The organism is Streptomyces sp. SAS_272, from assembly GCF_052543235.1.
Genome location: NZ_JBMNDR010000068.1, coordinates 1 through 24,089, shown reverse-complemented (window position 1 = coordinate 24,089; position 24,089 = coordinate 1). Strand labels below are relative to the sequence as shown.

The window sequence follows — 24,089 nt, the reverse complement described above, 5'->3', positions numbered from 1 at the left end:
TCGCTCATTTCCGCAGCAGCCTTCCCGCCCGTTCGCGCAGGACGGTCACGGCATCGGTGGCGGCCTTCTCGGCCCGGGCGCCGGCCTTGTCATCGGTGCCGCCGGCCCACGCCCCCGCGTGCAGGGCGACGGCCTTCCTGCGCACAGTGGTCTCGACGGCGAGCGGCTGAAGACGCAGGCCCCCGTCGTCCCAGCGGAGCAGGCCCACGCAGGCGCGGGAGCCGGCCACGGCCTCGGGCGTGAGCGGTCCGGCGGCCGGGATGCGGTCGGTGTCGACGAGAAGGTCGCGGCCGGCGACGGTGAAGATGAGGACGTCGCCGTCCTCCCGCCGGTCGTAGCCCTCCAGGAACACCGGCTCGGCGATGCGCGCGGGATGGCGGTTAAGGGGTGCGGTGAGCGGCGCGACGGCGGTCGGCAGGACGACCCGCGCGGTGGCGAGGGCGTCGGCGGGGTCGCCCGGGCGGGCGAGGGCGTCGTCCCAGAGAAGGTCGCCCTCCTCGGTGAGGGGCATGGCGTCGAGTTCCATCGACCGGCCCTCGCCGAGGGCGGTGAGCAGCGAGAGGTGCGGCCGCAGCAGTTGCCAGACGCCGGCTGCGACGACGGTGTCCGGCTTCGGCGTGCAGACGCTCGCGCGGACCAGCCGCGGCGCGCTGCCGTCGGCCGGTTCGAAGACCGCGTGGACCTGGGCCTGTGCGGCGGTCGCGTGTTCGTGGAGGTCGACGCCGAGCGGCAGGAGCCGGCCGGTGGCGGTGCCGGCCACGGGGGTGTCGGCCGCGCCGGGGGTGGTGAGCAACAGGGCGCGGGACCACAGGTCGGCCCAGCGGCGCTCCGGGACACGGTCCAGGGCCGCGCCGGGGCAGGAGGCGGCGAGTTCGGCGGCGAATCCGTCGAGCAGGGTGGCCGGCCGGCGCAGTCCGGGCTCCGGCAGCATGGCGGAGACGATCGGGGCGGCTCCGCCGGCCAGCTCGTGGTCGATGCCCTGCCAGCCGGTGCGGGCGAGGTCCGTGAGCCAGGTGCGGGCTGCCGCCAGCAGGTTCACCGTCGTGCGCCGGCCGGCGACCACGGGCGCGGGTTCCTCGCGCAGGCGGCCGCTCAGTTCGTCGGCGCTCGCGACGAGGGCGTCGTGCACGGCGCCCAGCAGGGCGGTGCGTGCGGCGGCGAGGGCGACGAGGTGGTCCTCGCTCGCGGAGCCCGCCGCGGCCTTCTCGGCCGCCTCCTCCACCCGTGCGGCCAGCGGGCTGCCGGAGACCGCCCGGGCGAGGTCGCCGAGGCCGCCGACCCGGTCGGGGCGCGGGCGCAGCAGGCCGCCGGCGAGGGCGTGGTCGAAGGCGTCGACCGCCGACAGCGCCTCGTCGAGTCCCTCGACGGGTGCGGCGTGAGGTCCGGTCCGGGCCCCCTGCGCGGCTTGCGGCCCGTGTCCGGTCGCTGCCGGGGCGGACTCCGGTCGGGTCGGCGGGAACCACTGCAGTTCCGGCAGCGGCACGGTGACGGGGGCCAGTTCGAGATAGGCCAGGTGCCGCAGGAACCGGCTGAAGACGGGGGCGGCCGTCGCCTTGCCGTCCGCCTGGGGCGGGCGGGATCCGGTCATCGCGACGGTGAGGGCGCCGGCGTCGGCCTGCGGGCCGGCGGGCTCCACGCGCAGGTAGCGGGCGACGCGGTCGGCCCCGTACTGCAGCACTGCCTCGGTGATCAGAGCGCGGATGTGGTTGCAGAACGAGCCGCGCGCGCCGCCGCAGGGGCGGTTGTTGTTGGTGCTGCACGCGAAGGCGTAGGTGCCCGCGGCGACCGACGAGACGTACACCCGCTCGATGTCCGAGCCGCTGGAGACGACGCCCTGCAGGCGTCCGTCGGCCAGTTCGACGAAAGGGACCTTGGCCAGTTTGCGCGGCCGCGCGGGCGGCACCACCCGGGCCGTGCTCGCCCTCTCCCAGTTCTCCCGGTCCGAGAACACACCATCTCCTTTGCGGCACGCGGCTGCACACGCCGGCTCGGCGCAGCACAAGGGGGGTCGTCGCACCTGAGCGGCGCGACACGAACGAACTTAGCGGCGGCCACTGACAATGCCGTGCGCGACCGGAGGCCGCGGGGCCCGGTCCGTGTGCGGTTCGGGACGGAGGGCGTCACGGTCGCCCGGCTGATCCGGGGCGCCGCCCGGCACGGTGCGCCCTGGCACACTCACCCGGTCCGAGCCCTCTGCCCACGGTGTCGGCGGTCGCCCGGCGGCCGGGCGCCGCCGATCCGGCCCTTCAGCCGGGATCTCCGGGCGGCCTGCGCGCCTACCGCGCGCGAGTGGCGGGGACGGGGAATCCGCAGCCCACCGGATGACTCACGAAACGGGGCGGCTGCGGCCGTACTTCCAGGTACAGGCCAGCAGCGCCAGCCCGGCGGCCGTCGTCGCCGCGGCCACCGTTACGCGCGAACGGTAGGTGAGCACCGAGCCGGTGGAACGGGCGCTCAGCACCGAGCCTGCGCTGAGCCAGGATCCGACGGAGGCGACGGACAGGGCGGAGCCGACCGACCCCACGGACAGGAATCCGCCGACGGAGGCGACGGAGAGGGAGCTGCCCACCGAGCCGACGGAGAGGAAGGAGTTGACGGAGCCGATCGACAACGCCGAGTTCCTCGACCACAGCGAACACCAGGAGCCGTCGGCCCCGTCGCCCTTCGTCGCCCGTCTCGTCATGAGCCGAGCATAAAGGCGTACCGGTCAGGACGGCGGCAGGTCGCGGTAGGGAACGCGGGCAAGGTCGTGGACCTCGCCGACGGTGCCCCACTCGTTGCCGCCCAGCCTCGAGAGCGGCCTCAGCCTTCGGATGTCCGGGCGGCCGTCGACGACGACGTCCTCGTCCACGGCGACGTGCACGACCTCCCCGAGGACCAGCGTGCAGTCGCCGATGACCACGGTGGAGTGCAGACGGCACTCCAGGGCCACGGGCGAGTCCGCCACGCGGGGCGGCCGCACGCGCAGGGAGGGCTCCCGTTCGATGCCGACCGCGTCGAACTCGCCCTCGTGCGCGGGGAAGTCGGTGGCGGTGGCGTTGATCTGCCCGAGCAGCTCCTCGGGTGCGAGATTGACGACGAACTCGCCGGTGGCCTCGACGTTGCGCAACGAGTCCTTTCGTCCCACTGACGTGAACTGGACGATCGGCGGGTCGGTGCAGGCCACCGTGAAGAACGAGTGCGGGGCGAGGTTGGCGGTGCCGTCCGCCGCGAGGGTCGACACCCACGCGATCGGCCGGGGTACGACGACGGCGGTGAGCAGCCGGTAGAAGGCGCCCGCGCCCAGGGTTTCGGGATCATGATCGACGCGCATGTCAGCCATTTCTACCCGAGAACGCCCCCGAGGGCGGAACCGGACGCCGCGCGGCGGCCACCGCGGCGACCGCCGCAAGCGCCCGCTAGGACCTGACTTCGGCCACCGCCGCGGTCACCGCTTCCGGCAGGGCGCCCGGCGCCGGGTTCCCCTCGACGGCGCCGACCAGGTCCCGGGCGAGGCCCCGCACCGTGCCGTCGGTGTTCCGGGCGGCCAGCACCAGGACCCGCCAGGCGTCGTCGGCGCTCAGATCGAAGGACGCCATGAGGACGCCGCAGGCCAGGTCGATCACCGGGCGGGTCCGCAACGCCCGCCGCAGTCGCACGAGCTCGATGCGCAGGTGTCCCGGGGGGCTTCCGTCGAGCTCTCCGTCCGGCGGGCAGGCTGAGCGGGTGCCGCCCGAACCGGGCCCGGCCCCTTGGTCGAGGGCACCGTCGTGGGCGCGGTCGCCGTCGCGGTCGACGGCGCCACGTGCGGCGCCTTCGGGGCTGGGGACGGCCGCGAAAAGCGATCCCGTGCCGGTCAGCGTCAGCAGCCGTTCCACCGCCGGGCCGACCGAGCGCAGGACGACCGTCCTGCCCTGCCGCAGGCCTCGCTCGCGCGCGCCGAGCAGCACGTTCAGGGCGGAGCAGTCACAGAACACGACTCCGTCCAGCTCCAGGTCGATCCCGGCCTCCGCCGCGTCGAGCGCGGCGCCCAGGGCTCGTTCGAGGGGCACGGTCGAGTCGAGGTCGAGCTCGCCCCGTACCGCCACGACGACCCGCTCCCCGTCGGTGCGGACGCTGATGTCAGTCCCGGCCGTCGCGCCGACGTGGTGCGCGTCGCGGGACTCCGCACCCGTGCACGGATCGCCGCCTCCGGCGTCCGCGTCGTATACCGGTTCCGCCATGACCGCCTCCCTCGGTCACTCCACATGTCACCTCAAGACTCACCCTCCGACCGTCGTACGTCAACAGATACACGAAATGAACTTCCGTCCTTTGTATTCGCGAAAGCTCGGGCATAAGATGGCTTCATGGAGGGAGTGCCCGAGCCACACAGCGGATGGACGTTTCTGACCAACCACGCCCGCGTCCTCGCGGCCATCGCGGACAACCACAGCGCCCGCATCCGGGACATCGCCGCACACTGCCGGCTCACCGAGCGGGCGGTCCAGAAGATCATCGCGGACCTGGAGCAGGACGGCTATCTGTCCCACACGAAGGAAGGGCGCAGCAACATCTACCGGATCGAGCCCGGACAGGCGCTGCGTCATCCCGCCGAGGCGGGACTGAGCGTGGCGTCGCTGCTGTCGCTGCTGGCCCATGACGAGGCCGGCCGCATCCGGCGTCCGTGAGCCCGCGAGGCCGGGGCGAAGGCGGAACGATCCGCCGCTCGTGACCGACAGACGCCGGCCGCGCACAGCCGGACACCAGGATGCGCCCCGTTGTCGGCACGACGACGGGGCGTCACCGACAAGAGACGAAGGTCACGAATACGTATCGGACATTTAACACCTCAATCTTCACACCAGGCACACAAGTTGGCTAGGTTGACGCCCAGGCCGTTCGACTGCCTTTCAAGGCAGGGGGCTTGGGTCACCCGCAACAGGGGTCGCCCGGATTCCGCCGCAACACACCGGCGGAGCACGGAAGGAGAACGTCTTCCATGGCGACGGATCGCAGCCCCCGGTCCCCAGGCGGCGCCAACGAGCCGAGCCGGGCGGAGATCCAGCAGCGTGTCAGCTCGCTGTACGACCGGGCCGAGACCGACACGGGCACCTACAACGCCACGCGCGCGATGTCGAACCTCTCGCGCCGGACGGTCGGTTCCGTAGCCGACAGCGGCCGCGGGTCCGTCGATCCCTCGCTCGACTCGGTGGCCAAGCAGTGGTTCGAGGTGGCGCGCGACAAGATCGGACCGACCACCGCCGCCGTGCTGCCGGCCGATCGCCGATCGCCCCGTCCGGCCCGGCCCGGACCCTCCGCGGACAGTGCGACGATCCGCGAACTCGAAGCCGCGGCGCGACGGATTCCGGAGCTCACCGGACCCGCCATGGCCGCGCCGCCCGCAGCGATCGAACCGCGCCGCAGCGAGCCCAGGACCCTGGAGGCCGCCGTACCGGCCGCGCTCCCCGCGCCCCTGCCCGCCCTGGCCGCGCTCCCCGCCGCTCCCGAGCCGGCCGCCTCAGCCGCCGTCGCTCCCGCAGACCGGCAGGCCTCGCTCAGGAGCACCAAGGAACGGATCGGGCGCAAGCTCGCCACGGCCCGCGAGATGCTGGCCCGGGCTGTCGCCCAGCCTGCGCCCGCCCGACAGCCCGCGCTCACCGCGTTCATCCCCGCACAGTCCACATCCTCGCCGTCGACGCAGTCCCTGCCCGCGGCGACCGCGCAGACGAGCTATCCGCCCGCCGCCGGACCTCAGCAGCCGGCCGACCCGCAGCCGGTCCAACAGCCTTGGGACACCGCGGAACAGCAGGCGTTCCGTGCGGAGATCACCGCCGCCTGGGCGGGACGGCCCGCCGTCGCGCCCGCCATGGCTCCCGTCGCCGTACCGCCGGCCGGGCCGGACAGCCTCCTCGACACCGGCGGGTTCTCCTTCCCCGCGCCGGCGCCGGCGTTCTCGGCGTCCGACATCGCCCTGGTGGAACCGGCACCCGACCAGGGGGGCGCGGAAACCGGCTTCGGCACACCGTCGTTCGGCTACGCGATACCCGGCCTCGGCGCCGCGGCACCGGAATCCGGCTTCGCGGCCTCCACGGCGGGTGCGGTCGCGCCGGACCATCTCATGGACGAACTGGGGACGATGACGCCTCCCGCGGGCTACGCGTACCCCGAGATTCCGGTCGCGTCCCCCGAGTTCGGCTTCGCCTCGGTCGGAACGGCCCCCGCCCCGGCCTACCCCACGTCCGGACTCGGCCTCCCGGCGCCCACGCCGGACATGCCGACCGCCGGGCACGGTTACCAGACCTCCGTCGGCCTCGCCGCGCCCGCGACCCCGCTCCCCGAGCCCGTCCGGCCCGCCGCCCCCGCAGACATCACCGTCAGCGCCACCGGGACGGCCTACCTGGGCAAGGCGGACAAGGCGCTCGCCTTCGCCCGGGCCCAGACCGGACGGCCCTGTGTGTGGGGAGCCACGGGACCGGAGTCCTACGACTGCTCCAGCCTCACCCAGGCCGCCTGGAAGGCCGCCGGGGTGAGCCTGCCGAGGGCCGCCATCGACCAGGCCAAGGCCTTCACCCGGATCAGCCTGGCCGACCTGCGCGCCGGCGACCTCGTCTTCTTCTTCGACGACCTCAGTCATGTCGGGCTGTGCACGGGGAACGGCATGATGATCCACGCCCCCGGTCCGGGCGCCGCCATCCGCGAAGAGGCGATCCTTCCCTACGGGGAGGGCGCGCTGCGCGGCGCCGTCCGCCCCGCCTGAGGCCGGCCTCGGGGGCGTCCGCTCGCACCTGCCGCACACCCGGCGGCGTCCCCTCGCGCCCGCCGCACACCCGGGTGCGTCCCCTCGCGCGCATCGCATGCACCGGGGCGGGGCGGGGACCGGCCGCCCCGACGTGAGCCGCCGGCTCGTCAGCGCATGGCGGGACGGGAGTGCGCCTGCGCCCTTCTGGCGTTGTTGTAGGCGCGCAGAAGGAGTTTGGAGACGGCGCACGGCGCCCCGTCGTAGTGACACTGACGGCACGTGCGGCCATGCTCGTCGTAGGCGGCGCGGGTCTCCTGCAGGGCGTCCTCGGGTGAGTTCATGGGGGGGTCCTCCGAACGAAACGACGGTCCGCGGCAGTCAGAGCTACTCACCAGTAGCTTCCGCGTCAAGGGGATTGCATCATGTTACTTACGGTAGTGGAAAACATGATTCCGGCCCGTTTCGGGAAGTGTTTCCGCTCACCTGGCGTGAACCCATCCGTGCGCGGCCCCCGGGACCCGCACATCACGAGGAGGAGCCGACGTGACGAGCGAGGACGACGAACAGCGCGCGGCGCGGGTCTTCGACGCGCTGGGACCCGCGTACGAGAAGGCGTTCGCCCACTCGGAAGCGCACCGCAGATCCCTGGACTGGCTGCTCGGGAGACTCACACCGGGCAGCGACGTCCTGGACGTCGGCAGCGGAACCGGACGGCCCACGGCGGCGACCCTGGCGGCCGCGGGCCATCGCGTGCTGGGCGTCGACGTCTCCCCCGTCATGGTCGACCTCGCCGCGCGCCAGGTGCCGGACGCCACGTTCCGGTGCGTGGATGTACGGCGGCTCCCGCTGCGAGAGCGCTCCTTGAACGCCGCCTGCGCGTACTTCTCCCTGCTGCAGATGGAACGGGCGCAACAGAGCGAGCTCATCGGCAGACTGGCGCGGGCGCTGCTGCCGGGCGGCAGCCTCGCCCTGGCCACCGTGCCGGTGGACGTGGAGGGCGTCGACGCCGTCTTCATGGGGCAGCCGGTGCGGGTGACCAGCTACGCCCGGGACGGCCTGGTCGACGTCGTCACCGCCGCCGGCCTCACCGTGCTGGACGAGGAGAGCGTCCTGTTCACCCCCGACCACCCCGAGGCCGGCCCCGAGCCCCATCTGTTCCTGCACTGCGGCAAGCCGTAGGCCCGCCCGCCGCCGGCGATCAGTCCCCGACGCGGGCGGCGAGAGCGAGGACGAGTGCAGCCGCACCCGTGCCGAGGACCGCGCCGGCCACCACGTCGCCCGGATAGTGCACGCCGGTGTGGACCCTCGAGTAACCCACCGCGCAGGCCAGCGCTCCGAGCGGTACCGCGGAGACCGGCAGCGTCGGGCCGACGGCGGCGGCGAAGGCGACGGCCGAGGCGGTGTGCCCGGACGGGAACGACGCCGAGTGCGGCATCGGCACGTGCCGGCCCGGGTACGGCGAGTCCTCCGCACGATGCGGCCGGGGACGGCGCACGAGCTGCTTGCCGAGCAGGTTGGCACTGGCCGAGGCGACGCCGATGGCAGCGACGCCGAGCAGCGCTGCCCGGCGCGGGCGACCGCCGCGCAGGGCGAGCGCGGCGGCGACCGCGAAGGACAGCTTGGAGTGATCGGCGGCCGCGGACAGCCGGCGCAGCGCCGTGTCCAGGGTGGGCGTCCTGGTCACGGTGACGGCCTCGTACAGAGCCTGGTCCAGGGTGGCGAGGTCGCCGACCAGTCGCCGGGCGGTCAGCTTCGCTGGGCGGTCAGACATCGTAGGCCTCCTTGATCGTGCGGGGGTCGGGATGGCCGAGCGCGAGTCGGGCGACGCGCCGCCAGTCGACCGTGGGGGGCGCGTAGGCCGCGCCCGGGCGGTGCCGCGGCACCCGGACCCGCAGCGCGGCGGGCCGTACCGTGCACACCACGGGAATGTCGAGTTCGAGAGCCTCACCGTCGACGGCCACCGCGATGCGCTCGCGGTCGGCCTCGACGACGACGCGTTTGGAGGTCACCGAGGTGATGCTGCCCGCGCGCTCGCCGAGCAGGGCGAGTTCGGCGGCCTGGGCCGCGCTCTCCACCCGCACGCCGATCACACCGAGCAGCCCGGAGTCCAACCGGGGGCGACGGCCACCGCCCAACGGGTCCGCGCGGGCGTAGGCGTTGTTGCTGACCAGCAGCGCCTGCGGCGCGTGCACCGCGGTGTCGTCCGTGCGCACGGCCAGAACCGGGCCCGAAGCGCCCTGCAGCAGGTCGGGCAGGTGGTCGAGGGCCGTGGCGGCCTTGGCGTCGCGGTAGTCGGGACTCTGCACTATCTCCGCGTAAGCCCCGAAGGAGACGGTGTTGACGAAGGGCCGTCCGCTCACGTCACCGAGGTCCACTCGCAGTTCGACGCCGCTCGTGAGGGCGTCGAGGCTGCGCACCGGGTCGGTGCGGTCGAGGCCGAGGTCCATGGCGAAGTGGTTGCGGGTGCCGGCGGCGACCACCAGGAAGGGCACGTCGAGTTCGGCCGCCACGCCCGCCACCAGCGCCTGGGTGCCGTCGCCGCCCGCGACGCCGAGCAGGTCCGCGCCCTCGGCGACGGCCCGACGGGCCTCCGCCGCCGGGTCGACGTAACCGTCGTCGACGCCGAGCAGGATCACCCGGGCCCCGAGGGACTCGGCGCGCGCCGCGAGGTCGTGCTTGACGACCTTGCCTCCGCCCGAGCGCACGTTCATGATCAGCACCGGTCGGCGCGGCGGCGGGGTCCTGCGGCCGTGGGTGCCCTTGGGACGGCGCACGCTGCGCAACGCGGCCCGGGCCGAGGCCAGCGCCCCCGCCCACAGCGCGAGCGCGCCCACCGCCACCGGCCACAGCCCGGACGTCGCGTACAGCACCAGCACGCCCACGGGCGCGGTCACCGCCAGCAGACCCCCGAGCAGCCGGGGCCCTCCCCGGTGCGCCAGCATCCACCACACGCCCGCCGCGGCCAGCGCGAGCAGGGCGAACCCGGAGAGCAGTACCAGCCAGCCGCCGGAACCGGTGCCGACCATGACCACCGCCACGCACGCGGCCACCAGCGCCAGGGCGAGCCGCGCCCAGCCGCGCGCGCGGGCGACGGCGTCCTGCTGCGCCGGGCCGACGTGCGGCAGCGCCCACTTCGATCTGCCTGTTCCGTTCACCGTGCGCCCGCCATGCTCCGAGGCTCCTTGTCGTGCGTCGACAGCACCAACGATCTCGATCAATTGTCCATGGCGCAGCGCCCCGGCGTGACCGCGACCCCGCGATGCGGTGTCCGGGTCGGCGTTCCACTCCGCGGCGACCTCGACAGGCCGGTCGACGCCGCACGCCGGACGTGTGTTCGCCGCCGCCGCGCACCTGTCACTCGTCGCCCGTCACCTGCCGCCTGCCGCCTGCCGCCTGCCGCCGGACGGCGCGTCGCCGGGGCTGGGGCTGGGGCTGGGGCTGGGACCGCGAACCGGTGGTGCCGTGACGTGAGTTCCGCCTTCGGCGTGCGGGGCCACTTACCGGGTCTCGGCCCGGGGAGACGGACGACCAGGGGCCCGTCGCGGTGCGACGGGCCCCTGGTCATGCCGATCGGACTCAGCAGCTCAGTTGCGCCGGGCGTTGCGGCGCAGGACGACGAAGCCGCCGATCACCAGCAGCGCGCCGAGCGCCCCGGGCCACAGGTTGGCGCCGGTCTCGGCGAGACCGCCCTGCACCGCCTGCTGCTCGGTGCCGCCGGTGACGACTCCCGTGTCGGCCGGAGGCTGGACCTGCGACTGCGCCGGGGCGGACACGGTCGGCGGGGCGGTCGCAGGGGCGCCGATCTCGCCGCCCGAACCCGCCGGAGGCGCCGGAGGCGCCGAGGCGGCCGCCTTCGCCGACGGCTTCGCGTCGACGCGAGGCTCGTTCCTGGGCTGCGCCTGGGGAGCGGGCTTGCCTGCGGACGGCTGTGCGTTCTGACCGGCTCCGTCGTCGTTTCCGGAACCGTTGCCGTCGGCGTTTCCGGAACCGTTGCCGTCGGAGTTTCCGCCGCCGTTGCCATCGGCGTTACCGGAACCCTTGTCGCCGCCGTTTCCGTTGTCCCCGTTACCGGAACCGTTACCAGCGCCGTCGCCGCCGCCGTTCTCGGAACCGTTGTCGCCACCGTTACCGGAACCGTCGCCGCCGGCGTTACCGGAACCGTTGTCGCCGCCGTTTCCGTTGTCCCCGTTACCGGAACCGTTGCCGCCGTTGTCGTCGCCGTTCCCGCCGTTTGCGTTGCCGCCGTTCCCGCCGCCGTTCTGGCCGGCTCCGCACTGGCGGCCGTCGTTGATGCAGTCGACCATCTGCCGCATCAGGGACTCGTCGAAGACGTTGATGAAGTCGCCGTGGTCGGTGACCGCCTTGTGCAGCTGCTCCGGGAAGGAGTCCACCGCGAAGAGGGGGGTCGTCCTGCCGCCGTCCTGCAGGCTCGGCGCGTCGACGTCGTACACGATGCGCTGCACCAGCTGCGGCACGGCCTCGAAGCCCGCCGGGCAGGAGCCGTCGGCGCCGGCGAACGCCACATGGGTGCGGTGGTTGGCGCTGTCGATGTTGGAGCCGTCCCAGCAACTCTGGAAACGGAAGGTGCGCACCACGTCGCTGCCGGACGGGCAGAGCGGGTACTTGTCCTTGAGCTGCCGGTCCTCGAACCCGGTGCAGCTCCACGACGCGTTGGCGTTGGCCGTGCCGTTGACGAAGGCCTTCGCGTCGCCGGTGATGATGCGCAGCAGCCGCGGCATGGCCGTGACCTTGGAGCGCGGGTTGCCGACGAAGGTCAGCGTGACGTCCTTCGGAGTGATGATCTTGCCCGCGTTGCCCTCGACGCCGCCGCCCGGGCTCTGGGCGTCCTGCTCCTGGGCGCCGTTCTGCAGGCGCAGCACGGGCCAGTAGTAGGTCGACTTGTCGCCCTGGTCGACGCAGCTCGTCTCGGCCTTGGCCAGGTCGTCGTCAGAGGCGAAGGCACTGTTCGACTGGTTGCCGACGTAGTCGTGGAAGTGGTGGGCTCCGTTGCTCACGCCCGGCGCCACGATCACGTTGTCCGAGTTGAACAGGCCGCCCGCATTGACGCCGCAGCTGGTGACGAAGACGCCGCGGGAGGGGCCGGAGCGCGGGTCGGGGCTCTGCTGCGCCGGCTGGACGGAGGTGATGTCCGCGAAGTCCGCGGCGACCGGACCGTTCCCGGCCTGTCCGCCGTTGCCCTGCTGGCCGCCGCCCTGACCCTGACCGCCTTGGCCCTGACCGCCTTGACCCTTGCCGTCCTGGCCCTTGTCGCCCTTGTCCTGGCCGTCCTGGCCGTCGCCCTGGTTCTCGTCGCCCTTGCCGTCGGCGCCCTCGTCCGCCTGGTCGTCGGAGGCGCGCAGGGTGCAGGAGGCGAGGGACTCGAGCCCCTCGGGGCGGTCGCCGACCCGGTCGATGGCGACCGCGATCCGTTCGATCGTCGCGCCGCGCTTCTCCTTGAGCGGGTTCATCACCGCGTTGTCGGCGAAGCCCGCGTCCTGGCGCACGGACTGCGCCGACTCCTGGAGTTGCCGGTAGGCCGCGGCGACCTGCTCGTCGAGCACCGCGAGTTCGCGGTCGACCTCCGCGGAGGCCTGCTCCGGGACGGTCGTCAGCTTGGCACCCACGTCCGGGCAGTCGATGGTGACGGCGCTGTTGCCGCCCTTGCGCACGGAGTTGCCCGCGGTGCCGTCCTCGGTCGCCGAGGCGTAGACGTTCGCCGCCATCAGCCCGCCGCCGCCGAGGATGAGCGCCATCGCGGCGAAGCCGGCCCGCCGTCCGCCCGTCGGTCTTCTGCGCCTGTTCTGTGCCAAGGAGTGCTCCTACGCGTCGTCGGCGGCCACGGACATGAAATCCCCCGGCCTCATACGCTGCCGGGCGCGGAAGTGTTCAACCGCACGGCGAATTCATAGCAAGATCTCAGACAAGCCCCCTCTCCCGCGCCCGCACCGCGCGCAGGGCACAGCCGGCCGTCATCCCGCCGGAGCATCCACGAGGTCGGGCCGAGCCTGCCGCCTGCGGTCCGCGCGCAGTTGCAGCAGACCCATGACGACGGCGGCGGCCACGGCGATCAGATGCTCGCGACCGGCGAGGTTGGGCTTGGCTATCGACTCCCACACCATCGAGCCGCCGGTGAGCGTGAACACGATGGGCGCGCGGCGGACGACGGAGATATAGGTGAAGAGCCCGACGACCGCGGCGGACGGACCGGTGTCGAGCACCTGTCCGGCCTCGGGCGGCAGTCCGAGGCCCCACGAGCCGGGTCCGATCGCCAGCATCACCCGCACGGTGAGGGTGCCGGCCAGGGTGGAGGCGTAGGCGATCAGCAGGGTCCTGCGACGCCCGAGGGCGAGCTCCGCCAGGGCGAAGGCGAGGAACAACTGGGTGATGCCGGCCCACACCGGCAGGTCGAGCGCCGGGACGTACAGGGAGACCGGGGTGCGCAGCAGGGCCAGCCACAGGGGCAGGTCGCCCTGGACCCCGCCGAGCAGGCGCACCGCCGCCGCGCCCACGGGGTGCTGGGCGATGCCGTGGAAGAAGATCACGCCCACGCAGGCGACGACCGCCAGCAGCAGGGCCGCGGGCCCGCGCCGGACGAGTTGCCGCACGGGGTCGACGACGATGCCGTGCCATTCACCCCGCACCGTGCGGCCGACGAATGCCCCGGCACGGCGGAGCGGGTTGCCCGGCGGCTGGTCCGCGGTACCGTCGGCGCGAGGCTCGCCACCGGCGTGGCCCTCGTGAGGCCGCTCCACTTCCGGGCGCAGGCGCAGCATGCTCATGGTCTCCCCAACCACTCGTCGCACGAGATGTGTGCGAGTCCCGCCCTGGGAGACGCAGAGATCGGGCGGCAGGATCACTCGGTGGGCCGGCCTTGACTCCCGGTCACCCCGGCGTCACGCCCGTGTGACGCCGTGTGACACCGGTGGGCTAGTGTCACCGCTGTGGAACGCACTGACCAGCGGAACATGAACCCTGCCGAGTTACCGGACCGGGCGGGCCCCGGAGGGCTCCGGCGGGCCCGGCGCCCCGGGCCCCTGCCGTTGCCGGCGACCGCCGCGTGAACCGCCGCACGCCCGTGAGGAACGGGACCGCCGCCGAACCCGCACCGGTTCTGCTCGCCGACGGCCTCCTCACCGAACGGCTGGCCCTGGCCGCGCCGGAGGGCACCCGGGTGGTGGTCGCCGACTACGAGATCCCGCCGGGCGGCTCACTGCCCTGGCACTATCACGACGGCCGGGTCGTCGCCGTCGTGACGGCCGGGGTGCTGACCCGGACGCTGGCGGACGGATCCGAGTGCGTGACGCCCGCGGGGGGCTGCATCGTCGAGCCGGTGGGGCCGCGGGGCGTCCACATGGCGGAGAACCGGGAGCCCGGGCCCCTGCGCATCTGCGCCCTGTTCTTCCTTCCCCGGGACTGCGCACTGTCTACGCGCGCAGACCCTCCGGCGGCCGCGCGCGACTGACCGGACCTTGGTCGGCCGTGGACGTCACGGTTCGGGCGGCTCTGCCGGCGCACACCCCGGCCGGGGCGTCAGCGCTGCGGGCGGCGGCCCGTCTCCTGGTAGGGGAAGGTCTGGTCGGCGCCGGGCAGGGTGGGCTTGGGCAGGGTGGCGACCTCCGTCCGCGCCTTCGCCAGCTGCTCCTCCGTGTCGTCGGGCAGCGCCGGCGCGAGCGCGCTGCCGTCCGCGAAGCGGAACGCCGAGGTGAGGTCGCCGAACGCGCTGCGCCGCCACTCGCTGATGTTGGGTTCCAGGACCCCGGTGAGTCGTTCCAGCAGCCGCAGGGTCGACGTGTGGTCGAAGGCCTCACCGGCCACCCAGCCGCCCACGGTCCAGGGCGAGACGATGATCGCCGGGACCCGGAAGCCGCCGCCGATCGGGAGGCCGCCGACGAACTCGCCGGGCGTGCCGGCGGGCGGGGTGGGGGGTGGCACGTGGTCGAAGAGGCCGTCGTTCTCGTCGTAGTTGAGGATGAACGCGGTCTTGGCCCAGACCTGCGGGTCGGCCGCGACGGCCTCGATCTTCGAGGCGACGAAGGCCGCGCCGGCCGCCGGCAGGTAGTCCGGGTGCTCGGACTGGTGGCCCGGGGGCATGATCCAGGACACGGTCGGCAGGCGGTCGTTGCGGGCGTCGTCCTCGAAGGCGCCCTCCGGCTGGGGTCGTACGCCCCGCTCGTACAGTTCGGTTCCGGGCAGCGCGTTCCGGAAAGCGGCGAACTGCTCCAGCACGTTGCACCCGTAGTCGTCCTCCTGCTGGTACACCTTCCAGCTGACGCCTGCCTCCTGGAGGCGTTCGGCGTACGTCGTCCAGCTGAAGGGCGTCGGCGCGGAGTTGCGGGTCACCGGGCCGCCGTGGAGCGCCTCCGGGTCGATGGAACCGGTCATCCACATCAGGCGGTTCGGCCAGGTCGGGCCCAGCACCGAGCTGAAGTAGTGGTCGCAGACGGTGAAGGTCTCGGCGAGGGCGAACTGGAACGGGATGTCCTCGCGTGTGTAGTAGCCCATGACGTAGGGGCCGTTGGCGCCGTCGGCCTTGCGGTGGGCGGGCAGCCAGCGGTCCATCCGGCCGGCGTTCCAGGCGTCGTGCTGCACCGACCAGGAGTGGCTGGTCGAGGGGATGGCCTGGGCGCTGGAGGTGCGGGTGTCGAGGTGGAAGGGCAGCAGGTAGCCGCTGGGGTTCTCGTCGTCGGGCTGGTAGAAGACCGACCGTCCGCTGCCGAGGGTGAGCGCCTCGGGGTCGGCGAAGCCGCGCACACCGGAGAGGGTGCCGAAGTAGTGGTCGAACGAGCGGTTCTCCTGCATCAGCAGGACGACGTGCTCGATGTCGGCGAGCGAGCCCCGACGGGGCTGTCCGGCCGCGACGGCCTTCTGGACGCTCGGCGGGAGCAGGGCGAGGGCCGCTGCGGCGCCCAGCGCGCCCGCGGCCGAACCCAGAAGTCTGCGTCGGGTCAGCTCTGCCATGTGCGGTGTGCCCCTTGGTGGTGGGAGGAACCGGTGGGAGGGCGGCCCGTGCCGCTCGGGGGCGGTTCTGCGCTCGTCTCCGCCCGGGCCGGGACGCGGAGGGTCACTGCGGTCGGCGCTCCGTGCCGGCCGGCCGACGGTGGTGTCAGCCGCCGTGCCCGGCCCGGCCGTTCACTTCCACAGCTCGTCGCCGTCGCACACCTGGGCGCCCATGTTGCGCCGCATCATGCTCAGCGCGGCGTCCGCCAGATCGGCGTGGATGTGGGCCACGGCGTCCCGGGGAACGGTGACCTCGAGATGACGGATGTGGGCGTCGAGGGCCGAGTAGAGCACGCACTGTTCCGTGACCTGCCCGCAGAGCACGACGTGGTCGATTCCCTCCTGGTCGAGGAGGTACGACAGCGGGGTCTCGAAGAAGATGGAGTGCCGCGCCTTGACGACGAAGAGGGACGCCTCGTCGGGCACCAGCGGCTCGACGAGTCGGGCGTACCGGCCGGCGAGCGCCCTTTCGAGGAGTTCTCCGTGGTGGGAGCGCCACTGGCCGAAGTTGTCGTTGACGTAGACGACGGGCACGCCGGCGTGGCGGGCCCGTTCGAGGAGACCGGCGATCACCGGGACCACGCTGTCGGCGGACGGCAGCAGCAGCTCCGCGTCCGGATGGTCATAGGTGTTGATCATGTCGATGACGATCAGTGCGGTCTTGCTCATGCGGCTATGGGTTCCCGTCAGCCCCATGCGAACGCCGATATGACGGCACGTCACTCGTCCGCCTCACGTGCTGCGGTCCGGTGGTGCGAATCTCGGTGGCGAAGACGGCGCATCTCTCGGTTACAGTGCTCCGCCGGCAACGCGCCGGCCCGGCGAGGGGACACAGCGGTGCGCTTTGGGGTGGGGAACGCGGGGAGCACGGAGATCGTGCGGAACGCGGAGATCATGGGGAGCACGGGGATCGTGCGGAACGCGGGGCGGCTTCGGCGGAGGATGACGCTGGCGGTCCTGGCGACAGGGCTGGTGACGGGTCTGGTGACGGGGTGCGCGGCCGACCAGGGGGGCTCGGACGCCGCGACCGGGACGTCCGCGAAGGGGAGCGCGAAGGTCGCGAAGCGCGGGGGGTCGGTAGGGGCCGCCGGGTCGGCCTGCGAACTGCCGGTCGCCTTCGACGTCGCGGAGTTCTGGAAGGCCGAGGCCGTCGACGGCGGGGACACGTCCGCCGCCGGCCCGGCCGAGCTCGGGGACGCGTTCCTGCACCAGGGCCCGGTCACCCTGGTCTGCGAGATCGACGCGAAGCCCGCCGGCAAGATCGGGTTCCTCCGGGTGTGGACCGGTGCGCCCGGCAAGGCCGACGCACGGACGGTGCTGAAACAGTTCGTGGCCGCCGAGCCGGCGGCGAGCGGAGCCGTGTACCGCGAGCTCGAAGCGGGTGACGTCACCGGCGTCGAGGTCGCCTACACCACCACGAGCAAGCTCCTCGACGAGAGCAAGCAGGAGCACGCCTTCGCCGTCACCACCTCGAAGGGCTCCGTCGTCCTGCACCTCGGCGGCATGGACACCGGCGAGCACGAGGCGATGCTGCCCGCCTACGAGCTCGCCAAGAGCACCCTGCACCTCGACGCCGCCTGACGCCTGCCCGCCTGACCGGCGCCGTCCGGCCGGCGCACCCCCGTCCGGCGGCCCCCCGCGGGCCGGTCAGCCGCCGAGCCGGGCGCGCAGGTGGGCGGCGGCCCGGACGGCGGCGTCTCCGCAGCAGTTGTTGAACAGCACATGCACCTGGTCGGCCCGCCGGGCGAGCGCGCGAACCCTCGGCGCCCACTCGTCGAGCTCGCCGGCGCCGTACTCGTGGCGGAAGCGGTCCTCCTTGCTGCCCGTGCCCCAGTGCCGGCTGCGGCCGTGCAGCCGGACTACCGCCAGACGCTCGCTGGTGACCGGTGTGACGGGTGGGACGGCCGTCGGCAGGGACTGCTCCATGTCGACGGCGACGGCGGCGAAGCCGTGGGTCCGCAGCAGGTCGGCCGTCGCCCGCTCCTGCTCGCCCCGCCACCAGTCCGGGTGCCGGAACTCGACGCAGACCGGCCACCCGGCGGTGCGCTCCGCGCACTGGGCGAGGAACGCGTGGGCCCGCGCGCCGGGGCGGAACCAGGGCGGGAACTGGAAGAGGACCGCGCCCAGCCGGTCGGCGTCCCGCAGCGGACGGATGCCGTCCGCGAACCTGCGCCACACCTCGTCCAGGGCCCGCGGCCCGCGGGAGTCCGCCGGCAGACCGGGCGGCATCGCGGCCGGCCGGGTGGGATGGCCGGTCAGCAGCGAGAACGCCTTCACGTCGAACACGAACCCGTCGGGGGTCCGCTCGGTCCACAGCCGGCTGGTGCGTTCGCGGGGCAGCCCGTAGTACGTCGCGTCGACCTCGACGACCGGGAACCGTTCGGCGTAGTGCAGCAGCCGGCCCGCCGCGTCGCGCCGCCCGGCCGGATACCAGCCGCTGGACACCAGGGCCCGGTCCGTCCACGAGCAGGCGCCCACCAGAATCTCACCCATGGGCGGCCGGTTACCCCGTCCGGAGGGCTTTTCTCCGGTGCGAGCGGATGCACATCCGGTCACATGTGGCGCATTCTTGCTGTGTCGCCCCACGCGGCGGCGCACGGACGAGGTAGGGCCGATGACTGGGAGCGCCAGGGACGAGCGGAAGCCGTCCGGACCGCCGCCCGCGCTGCTGACCGGGACTGTCGCGGACGCGCTGCGGACGACGGCCGGGCGCGCGGCGGGCGTCTACCTGCGCTCCGGCAGCTCCGAACTGCTGCGTCTAGCGGTCCTCTCCGGGCTGCCCGGTCAGCTGTTCCGCCCCTGGTGGCGGGTGAACGTGGACCGGCCGTTCCCGGTGGCCGACGTGCACCGGACGGGCGTCCCGGTGATGCTGGCGAACGCCACGGAGGTGATGCGCCGCTACCCGCAGTTCGCGGCCGGGCTGCCCTTCCAGTTCGGTTCGCTGCATGTGCCCGTCGTGGCGGGGGACCAGGCCTTCGGGGTGCTGACCGTGCTGCGGGCGCCGACGGCCGACGCGGCGGAGGTGCAGGCGGAGGGCGAGCGGCTGTCGGCCGTGGCGGACGCCCTGGGCGCGGACCTGCTGCGGCTGGGCGCCGACGGCGGGACCGTCACCTGGGACGATGCGCCGCTGTGCGTGCGGCCGCCGGCCGTCGGACCGGCGCCGGAGCGCGTCGGACGGCTCTCGTGGACCCCGGCGACCGGCGCCCTGGCCGTGGATGCGCAGGCCTGCGCCCTGCTCGGTCTGCCGCCGGGCGACTTCCCCGGCACGCTGGACGCCCTGGCCAGGGCCGTCGACCCGGCGGACGCCCACCGGCTGCCCGACCTGCTGCGCCGGACGGCCCGGGGCCGGCCCCCGCCGCTGCCGATCCAGGTGCGGACCGCCGAGGGCGGTCTGCGGCTGCTGGACCTGTGGCGGGCGACGGACGCGGAGGCCGCGAGCATCGGCCCGGCCGCCGAAGCCCTGCGGCCCGCCGTCCGCAGGGGGGAGGCGCACGAGCACGGGAGGGCGTCTCTGCCGTCCCGCCGGCCCGAGCGGGCCCGGGCGACCGGTGAGGCCCAGGAGGCGCCGGAGTCCGGCGGGCCTGCCGCGGGGGACGGCGGCGGAAACTTTGCCTCTCCCGACGCACCGCACCCCGTCGCCGGGGTCGTCCTGGACCCGGGGCCGGGCGCGCTCGCGGACGGAGCCGCCGACCTGCTCCCGGAGGGCGTGTTCTGCCTCGACCGGACGGGCCTCGTCGTCTACGCCAACCCCCGGGCCGGCCACCTCCTGGGCGTGCCGCAGGAGGTGCTCGTCGGCCGGCCGCTGTGGGAGGCCGTGCCGTGGCTGAACCAGCCCACGTACGAGGAGCACCTGCGGGGCGTTCTGCTGGCGCAGGAGCCCGCGCACTTCGACGTGCGGCTGCCCGCCGCGCCCGAGAGGCCCGCGGCGCCTCGGCCGTACGAGGGGGACTGGCTGCGGATGTCGCTGTACCCGGGCGCGGATCTCGTCACCTGCAAGGCCGTCCCGGCCGACCGTGTGCCGCACGACGACGTCCCTGAGGCCTCCGGTCCGGACGGCCCGGCGCCGGACGCCGCCGCCTCGACCGCTCCGCTGTACCGTCCGATCGTGCTGGCCATCGCGCTGACGGAGGCGGTGACCGCCCGGCAGGTGTCGGCGGTGGTCATGCAGGAGCTGCTGCCCGCGTTCGGCGGCCGCCGGCTGGCCATCTACCTGCTTCAGGAGCGGCATCTGTACCTGGCCTGGGAGTCCGGGTTCCCCGAGGGCTTCCTGGCGCCCTTCGAGGGGGTGGCCCTGGACGCCCGGCTGCCGGGCGTGGAGACGCTCACCACGGGCCGGCCGCTCTTCTTCGACTCGATGCAGCAGCTGGCCGACGCCTACCCGGGCATCGAACTCGACGCGGAGGAGGGCGCCCGCGCCTTCCTCCCGCTGATCGCCTCGGGCCGCCCGGTGGGCTCGTGCATCCTCGGCTTCGACCGTTCGCGCAGCTTCGACTCCAAGGAACGCACGGTGCTGACCGCGCTGGCCGGGCTGATCGCCCACGCGATGGAGAAGGCTCAGCGCTACGACACCGAGGCGGCCCTCGCACGCGGGCTGCAGCAGGCCCTGCTCCCCCGCCGGCTGTCGCAGCACGCGCGCGTGGAGACCGCGGGACGCTATCTGCCGGGCACCGAGGGCATGGACGTGGGCGGCGACTGGTACGACGTGGTGGAGGCCGGGGACGGGCTGGCCCTGGTCATCGGCGACGTCCAGGGACACGGGGTGCAGGCCGCGGCGACCATGGGGCAACTGCGCAGCGCGGTGCGCGCGTTCGCGCTCGGGGACCGGCCTCCCGAGGAGGTCATGGGCGGCACCAACCACCTCCTCATCGACCTGGACCCCGGCCAGTTCGCGAGCTGTTGTTACGTCCGGCTGGATCCGTCCACGGGTCGGGCGCGGGCCGCCCGCGCCGGGCATCTGCCCCCGTTGCTGCGCCACCCCGACGGCCGAACCGAGGTCCTCGAGCTGCCCGGCGGGGTGGTCCTGGGGGTGGATCCGCGCGCCCACTATCCGGTGACCGAGCTGCTGCTGGAGCCGGGCGCGATCCTCGCCCTCTACACGGACGGGCTGGTCGAGCAGCCCGGCCATGACATCGACGACGGCATCGCGGCGCTGCGCAGGACGTTGGCCGAGGCCGGCGGGGCACAGGGCCGCCCGCCTGAGGGGGACCCCGTCACCTCGGCCCGGACCACCGGTCGCACCGGCTCCGTCGGCGGCGCCGGCCGCTCGCTCGCCGACGTGGCGGACCGGCTGACCGCGGCGGCCCGTCGGTCGACGGACCGGTTCGACGACATCGCGCTGCTGCTGGCCACCCGGCGGGGCCGGCCCGGGCCCGCGCCCGAGTCGCCGCGCCGGGTGTGAGCGGCGCGGCCTGTCACCCTCGGTGACGGCTCTCGCCTCAGGGGGCCGGGCAGTGTAGACATGAGCACATGGTCCGACTCCTGGGGCGCTCGGATGCCCGTCAGGCCCGTGGTCCCCGGGGCCCGCTGGGTCGGCGTGCTCCCGAGACCACGCTGGGCGGGCGCAGTCTCGCCGTGCAGGTGTTCGTGCTGCAGGTGGTCATCGTGCTGCTGCTGGTCGTGGCGGCCGTGGTGGCGCTGCTGCTGCAGGTGCGGCACGACACCACTCAGGAGGCCCGCAACCGCTCGCTGGCCGTCGCGCAGACCTTCGCGAACTCGCCGGGCATGGTGGCGGCGCTGAACAGCCCGAATCCGACGGCCGTGCTGCAGCCCAAGGCCGAGGCCGCCCGCAAGGCCGCGGAAGTGGACTTCATCGTCGTCATGAACACCGACGGCGTCCGTTACACGCATCCCAAGCCGGACCGCATCGGCAAGAAGTTCGTCGGGACCCTCCAACCGGCGCTGGACGGCGGCGTCGTGGTCGAGGAGGTCGACGGCACCATCGGCCGGCTGGTCCAGGCCGTCGTCCCGGTGAAGGCCCCCGACGGGCAGGTGGTCGGACTGGTGTCGTCCGGCATCACGACCGCGCACGTGGGCGGCAACGCCGACCGGCAGCTGCCGCTCGTCCTCGGCAGCGCCGCTCTGGCCCTGGTGCTGGCCACGGCGAGCACCGCACTCGTCAGCCGCCGGCTGCAGCGCCAGACGCACGGTCTCGGACCGCGCGAGATGACGCGGATGTACGAGCACCACGACGCCGTGCTGCACGCCGTGCGGGAGGGCGTGATCATCGTCGGCGACGAGGGCGATCTGCTGCTGGCCAACGACGAGGCGCAGCGGCTGCTCGACCTGCCCCCGGACGCCGAGCGGCGGCAAGTCCTCGATCTGGGCCTGGACCAGGACACCGCCCGGCTGCTGGCCTCCGGGCGGATGGTCACGGACGAGGTGCACCTGGTCGGGGAACGGCTGCTGGCGATCAACCAGCGGCCCACCCACCTGGCGGGCGGTCCGGCCGGCAGCGTCGCGACGCTGCGCGACTCCACCGAGCTGCGCGCCCTGTCCGGGCGGGCGGAGGCGGCCCGCGAGCGTCTCGACATGCTGTACGCGGCCGGAGTCGGCATCGGGACGAGCCTGGACGTGACCCGGACGGCCGAGGAGCTGACGGCGCTGGCCGTGCCGCGGTTCGCGGACTTCGCGACCGTCGACCTGTTCGACGCCGTCCTGGACGGCGAGGAGCCTCAGGCGCGGGGCTCGCTGCGGCGCACCGCGGTCGACGGGATCCGCAAGGGCGCCCCGCTGTACGCGGTGGGCGATCGGATCCGGTTCGTCGACTCCGCGCCGCAGGCCCGCAGTCTGAGCACCGCACGGGCCGTCCTGGAGGCCCGGCTGACCCGGGCGCCGGGCTGGCGGGCCCAGGACCTGGAACGGACCGAGCAGGTCGTGGAGTTCGGCATCCACTCGCTGATCACGGTGCCGGTGAGGGCCGGAGCGCTGATCCTGGGCGTGGTCAGTTTCTGGCGTTCGGAGCGGCCCGACCCGTTCGATCCGGACGAGGTGGCGCTCGCCGAGGAGCTGGTGGCGCGCGCGGCGATCTCCATCGACAACGCGCGCCGTTTCACCCGCGAGCACGGCATGGCCGTCACGCTGCAGCGGAGTCTGCTGCCCCGTACGCTGCCGGAGCAGAACGCCCTGGACATCGCCTACCGGTATCTGCCCGCGCAGGCCGGTGTGGGTGGCGACTGGTTCGACGTGCTGCCCCTGTCGGGTGCCCGGGTCGCTCTCGTCGTCGGTGACGTGGTGGGCCACGGACTGCATGCGGCGGCCACCATGGGGCGGCTGCGCACCGCGGTGCACAACTTCTCCGCGCTGGATCTGTCCCCCGAGGAACTGCTGGGGCTGCTCGACGAGTTGGTGGCGCGCATCGACCAGGACGAGGCGGGCGACCGGGGCAACGCCGCCGTCTCCGGGGCGACCTGCCTGTACGCCATCTACGACCCGGTGTCCCGGAGCTGCACCATCGCCCGGGCCGGTCATCCGCCGCCGGCGGTGGTGCATCCCGACGGCCGGGTCGAGTACGCCGACGTGCCGGCGGGGCTCCCGCTCGGGCTCGGCGGTCTGCCGTTCGAGACGGTCGAGCTGGAGCTGGCCGAGGGCAGCCGGCTGGCGTTGTACACGGACGGGCTGGTGGAGGACCGGGAGCGGGACATCGACACCGGTCTGGAGATGTTGCGCACAGCCCTGGAGCGGAGCGCCGACGGTTCGCCGGAGGAGGCCTGCCAGGCGGTCCTGGACGCGTTGCTGCCGGCTCGGCAGGGCGACGACATCGCGCTGATCGTCGCGCACACCCGGGCCCTGGGCGCCGACCGGGTCGCCGAGTGGGACGTGCCGGTGGACCCGGCGGCGGTCGCCGAGGTGCGGTCGGCGGCGATGCGGCAGCTGGCGCGCTGGGACCTCGACGAGCTGTCCTTCGCGACCGAGCTGATCCTCAGCGAGCTGGTCACCAACGCGATCCGTTACGGCAGCGCGCCCGTGCGGGTGCGGCTGCTGCGCGACCGCACGCTGATCTGCGAGGTCTCCGACGGCAGCAGCACCTCGCCGCACCTGCGATACGCGGCGATGACCGACGAGGGCGGGCGCGGGCTGTTCCTGGTGGCGCAGCTCACCGAGCGCTGGGGCACCAGGTACACGCCCAAGGGCAAGGTCATCTGGGCCGAACAGCCGCTGCCCTGAGGGTGCGTGGACCGCCGTCCTGCATACGCGTGGAACCGCTGCCGGCTGGGGTCGGGGAGCGCCGTCCGCTCATAAATGGCGTTTATGAGCTCATAGAGTGGACCCGCGTACCGAGTTAGGTATGCCTTAGTTTAGGCTTCCCCCGAGTCGATCTGTCGCCGCTCGAAGGGAACCTGATCATGCCCCGCCCCCTGCGGGTAGCCATTGTCGGAGCCGGCCCCGCCGGGAT

Annotated in this window: 19 protein-coding genes and 1 pseudogene; 7 read left to right on the top strand and 13 right to left on the bottom strand. The window is 73.7% G+C overall.

Going from position 1 to position 24,089, the window contains the following annotated elements; all coding sequences use genetic code 11:
• Positions 1 to 4: 4 nt before the first annotated feature.
• From ACN6LD_RS30665 to ACN6LD_RS30645, 5 genes and pseudogenes are all read right to left on the bottom strand, one after another.
• Entirely contained in the window at positions 5 to 1,345 is a 1,341-nt protein-coding gene (locus ACN6LD_RS30665) for a hypothetical protein (protein WP_319195452.1), read from the bottom strand.
• Between the two features lie 99 nt (positions 1,346 to 1,444).
• Positions 1,445 to 1,906, bottom strand: a pseudogene (locus ACN6LD_RS30660) (hypothetical protein); the annotation flags it as partial.
• A 420-nt stretch (positions 1,907 to 2,326) separates the two neighbouring features.
• Positions 2,327 to 2,683: a hypothetical protein gene (locus tag ACN6LD_RS30655; RefSeq protein WP_445044892.1), complete on the bottom strand. Its 357-nt coding sequence runs from the start codon at positions 2,681 to 2,683 to the stop codon at positions 2,327 to 2,329.
• A gap of 24 nt (positions 2,684 to 2,707) precedes the next feature.
• Positions 2,708 to 3,313 (bottom strand): flavin reductase family protein, encoded by a 606-nt coding sequence (locus tag ACN6LD_RS30650; RefSeq protein WP_319195440.1) that lies wholly within the window; start codon positions 3,311 to 3,313, stop codon positions 2,708 to 2,710.
• An 85-nt stretch (positions 3,314 to 3,398) separates the two neighbouring features.
• A complete protein-coding gene (locus tag ACN6LD_RS30645; RefSeq protein ID WP_319195442.1) occupies positions 3,399 to 4,202 on the bottom strand; it encodes an anti-sigma factor antagonist in 804 nt (267 codons plus the stop codon).
• 126 nt (positions 4,203 to 4,328) lie between these two features.
• Between ACN6LD_RS30645 and ACN6LD_RS30640 the strand changes: the two genes are divergently transcribed.
• Together ACN6LD_RS30640 and ACN6LD_RS30635 are read left to right on the top strand one after the other, a co-directional pair.
• Entirely contained in the window at positions 4,329 to 4,649 is a 321-nt protein-coding gene (locus ACN6LD_RS30640; protein ID WP_319195444.1) for a helix-turn-helix transcriptional regulator, read from the top strand.
• 311 nt (positions 4,650 to 4,960) lie between these two features.
• The gene (locus tag ACN6LD_RS30635) at positions 4,961 to 6,718 is read left to right on the top strand and encodes a C40 family peptidase (protein WP_445044891.1); all 1,758 of its coding nucleotides are present in this window, start codon (positions 4,961 to 4,963) and stop codon (positions 6,716 to 6,718) included.
• Between the two features lie 149 nt (positions 6,719 to 6,867).
• Here the strand turns inward: ACN6LD_RS30635 and ACN6LD_RS30630 are convergent, their stop codons facing one another.
• A complete protein-coding gene (locus ACN6LD_RS30630) occupies positions 6,868 to 7,041 on the bottom strand; it encodes a hypothetical protein (protein WP_319195446.1) in 174 nt (57 codons plus the stop codon).
• Positions 7,042 to 7,243: 202 nt separating this feature from the next.
• Between ACN6LD_RS30630 and ACN6LD_RS30625 the strand changes: the two genes are divergently transcribed.
• Positions 7,244 to 7,879: a class I SAM-dependent methyltransferase gene (locus tag ACN6LD_RS30625; RefSeq protein ID WP_445044890.1), complete on the top strand. Its 636-nt coding sequence runs from the start codon at positions 7,244 to 7,246 to the stop codon at positions 7,877 to 7,879.
• Between the two features lie 19 nt (positions 7,880 to 7,898).
• Here ACN6LD_RS30625 and ACN6LD_RS30620 read toward each other — a convergent pair whose 3' ends face one another.
• The 4 genes from ACN6LD_RS30620 to ACN6LD_RS30605 form a co-directional block, all read right to left on the bottom strand.
• Complete coding sequence (locus tag ACN6LD_RS30620; protein WP_319195450.1) at positions 7,899 to 8,471, bottom strand: phosphatase PAP2 family protein; 573 nt, start codon at positions 8,469 to 8,471, stop codon at positions 7,899 to 7,901.
• A complete protein-coding gene (locus ACN6LD_RS30615) occupies positions 8,464 to 9,855 on the bottom strand; it encodes a diacylglycerol/lipid kinase family protein (RefSeq protein WP_445044889.1) in 1,392 nt (463 codons plus the stop codon). Before ACN6LD_RS30615 ends, ACN6LD_RS30620 begins: the two co-directional genes overlap by 8 nt.
• 429 nt (positions 9,856 to 10,284) lie before the next feature.
• Entirely contained in the window at positions 10,285 to 12,453 is a 2,169-nt protein-coding gene (locus ACN6LD_RS30610; RefSeq protein ID WP_445044903.1) for a DUF1996 domain-containing protein, read from the bottom strand.
• A gap of 216 nt (positions 12,454 to 12,669) precedes the next feature.
• The gene (locus tag ACN6LD_RS30605; protein ID WP_319195429.1) at positions 12,670 to 13,473 is read right to left on the bottom strand and encodes a hypothetical protein; all 804 of its coding nucleotides are present in this window, start codon (positions 13,471 to 13,473) and stop codon (positions 12,670 to 12,672) included.
• A gap of 302 nt (positions 13,474 to 13,775) precedes the next feature.
• Between ACN6LD_RS30605 and ACN6LD_RS30600 the strand changes: the two genes are divergently transcribed.
• Positions 13,776 to 14,162 carry a cupin domain-containing protein gene (locus tag ACN6LD_RS30600; protein ID WP_319195424.1) on the top strand — a complete coding sequence of 129 codons (387 nt, stop codon included), beginning with the start codon at positions 13,776 to 13,778 and terminating at the stop codon, positions 14,160 to 14,162.
• A 68-nt stretch (positions 14,163 to 14,230) separates the two neighbouring features.
• Here ACN6LD_RS30600 and ACN6LD_RS30595 read toward each other — a convergent pair whose 3' ends face one another.
• Positions 14,231 to 15,658 (bottom strand): alkaline phosphatase family protein, encoded by a 1,428-nt coding sequence (locus tag ACN6LD_RS30595; RefSeq protein WP_445044888.1) that lies wholly within the window; start codon positions 15,656 to 15,658, stop codon positions 14,231 to 14,233.
• A 171-nt stretch (positions 15,659 to 15,829) separates the two neighbouring features.
• Positions 15,830 to 16,366 carry a cysteine hydrolase family protein gene (locus ACN6LD_RS30590; RefSeq protein WP_445044887.1) on the bottom strand — a complete coding sequence of 179 codons (537 nt, stop codon included), beginning with the start codon at positions 16,364 to 16,366 and terminating at the stop codon, positions 15,830 to 15,832.
• A 273-nt stretch (positions 16,367 to 16,639) separates the two neighbouring features.
• On the opposite strand from ACN6LD_RS30590, the gene ACN6LD_RS30585 reads away from it, so the two are divergent.
• Complete coding sequence (locus tag ACN6LD_RS30585) at positions 16,640 to 17,278, top strand: lipoprotein (RefSeq protein ID WP_445044886.1); 639 nt, start codon at positions 16,640 to 16,642, stop codon at positions 17,276 to 17,278.
• A 66-nt stretch (positions 17,279 to 17,344) separates the two neighbouring features.
• On the opposite strand, the gene ACN6LD_RS30580 is transcribed toward ACN6LD_RS30585, so the two are convergent.
• Positions 17,345 to 18,190 (bottom strand): DUF72 domain-containing protein, encoded by an 846-nt coding sequence (locus ACN6LD_RS30580; RefSeq protein WP_445044885.1) that lies wholly within the window; start codon positions 18,188 to 18,190, stop codon positions 17,345 to 17,347.
• 121 nt (positions 18,191 to 18,311) lie between these two features.
• On the opposite strand from ACN6LD_RS30580, the gene ACN6LD_RS30575 reads away from it, so the two are divergent.
• Together ACN6LD_RS30575 and ACN6LD_RS30570 are read left to right on the top strand one after the other, a co-directional pair.
• Positions 18,312 to 21,095, top strand: coding sequence for a SpoIIE family protein phosphatase (locus ACN6LD_RS30575; protein ID WP_445044884.1), 2,784 nt, complete (start codon positions 18,312 to 18,314; stop codon positions 21,093 to 21,095).
• Between the two features lie 68 nt (positions 21,096 to 21,163).
• Positions 21,164 to 23,860 (top strand): SpoIIE family protein phosphatase, encoded by a 2,697-nt coding sequence (locus ACN6LD_RS30570; RefSeq protein WP_319195414.1) that lies wholly within the window; start codon positions 21,164 to 21,166, stop codon positions 23,858 to 23,860.
• The last annotated feature ends 229 nt before the right edge of the window (positions 23,861 to 24,089 follow it).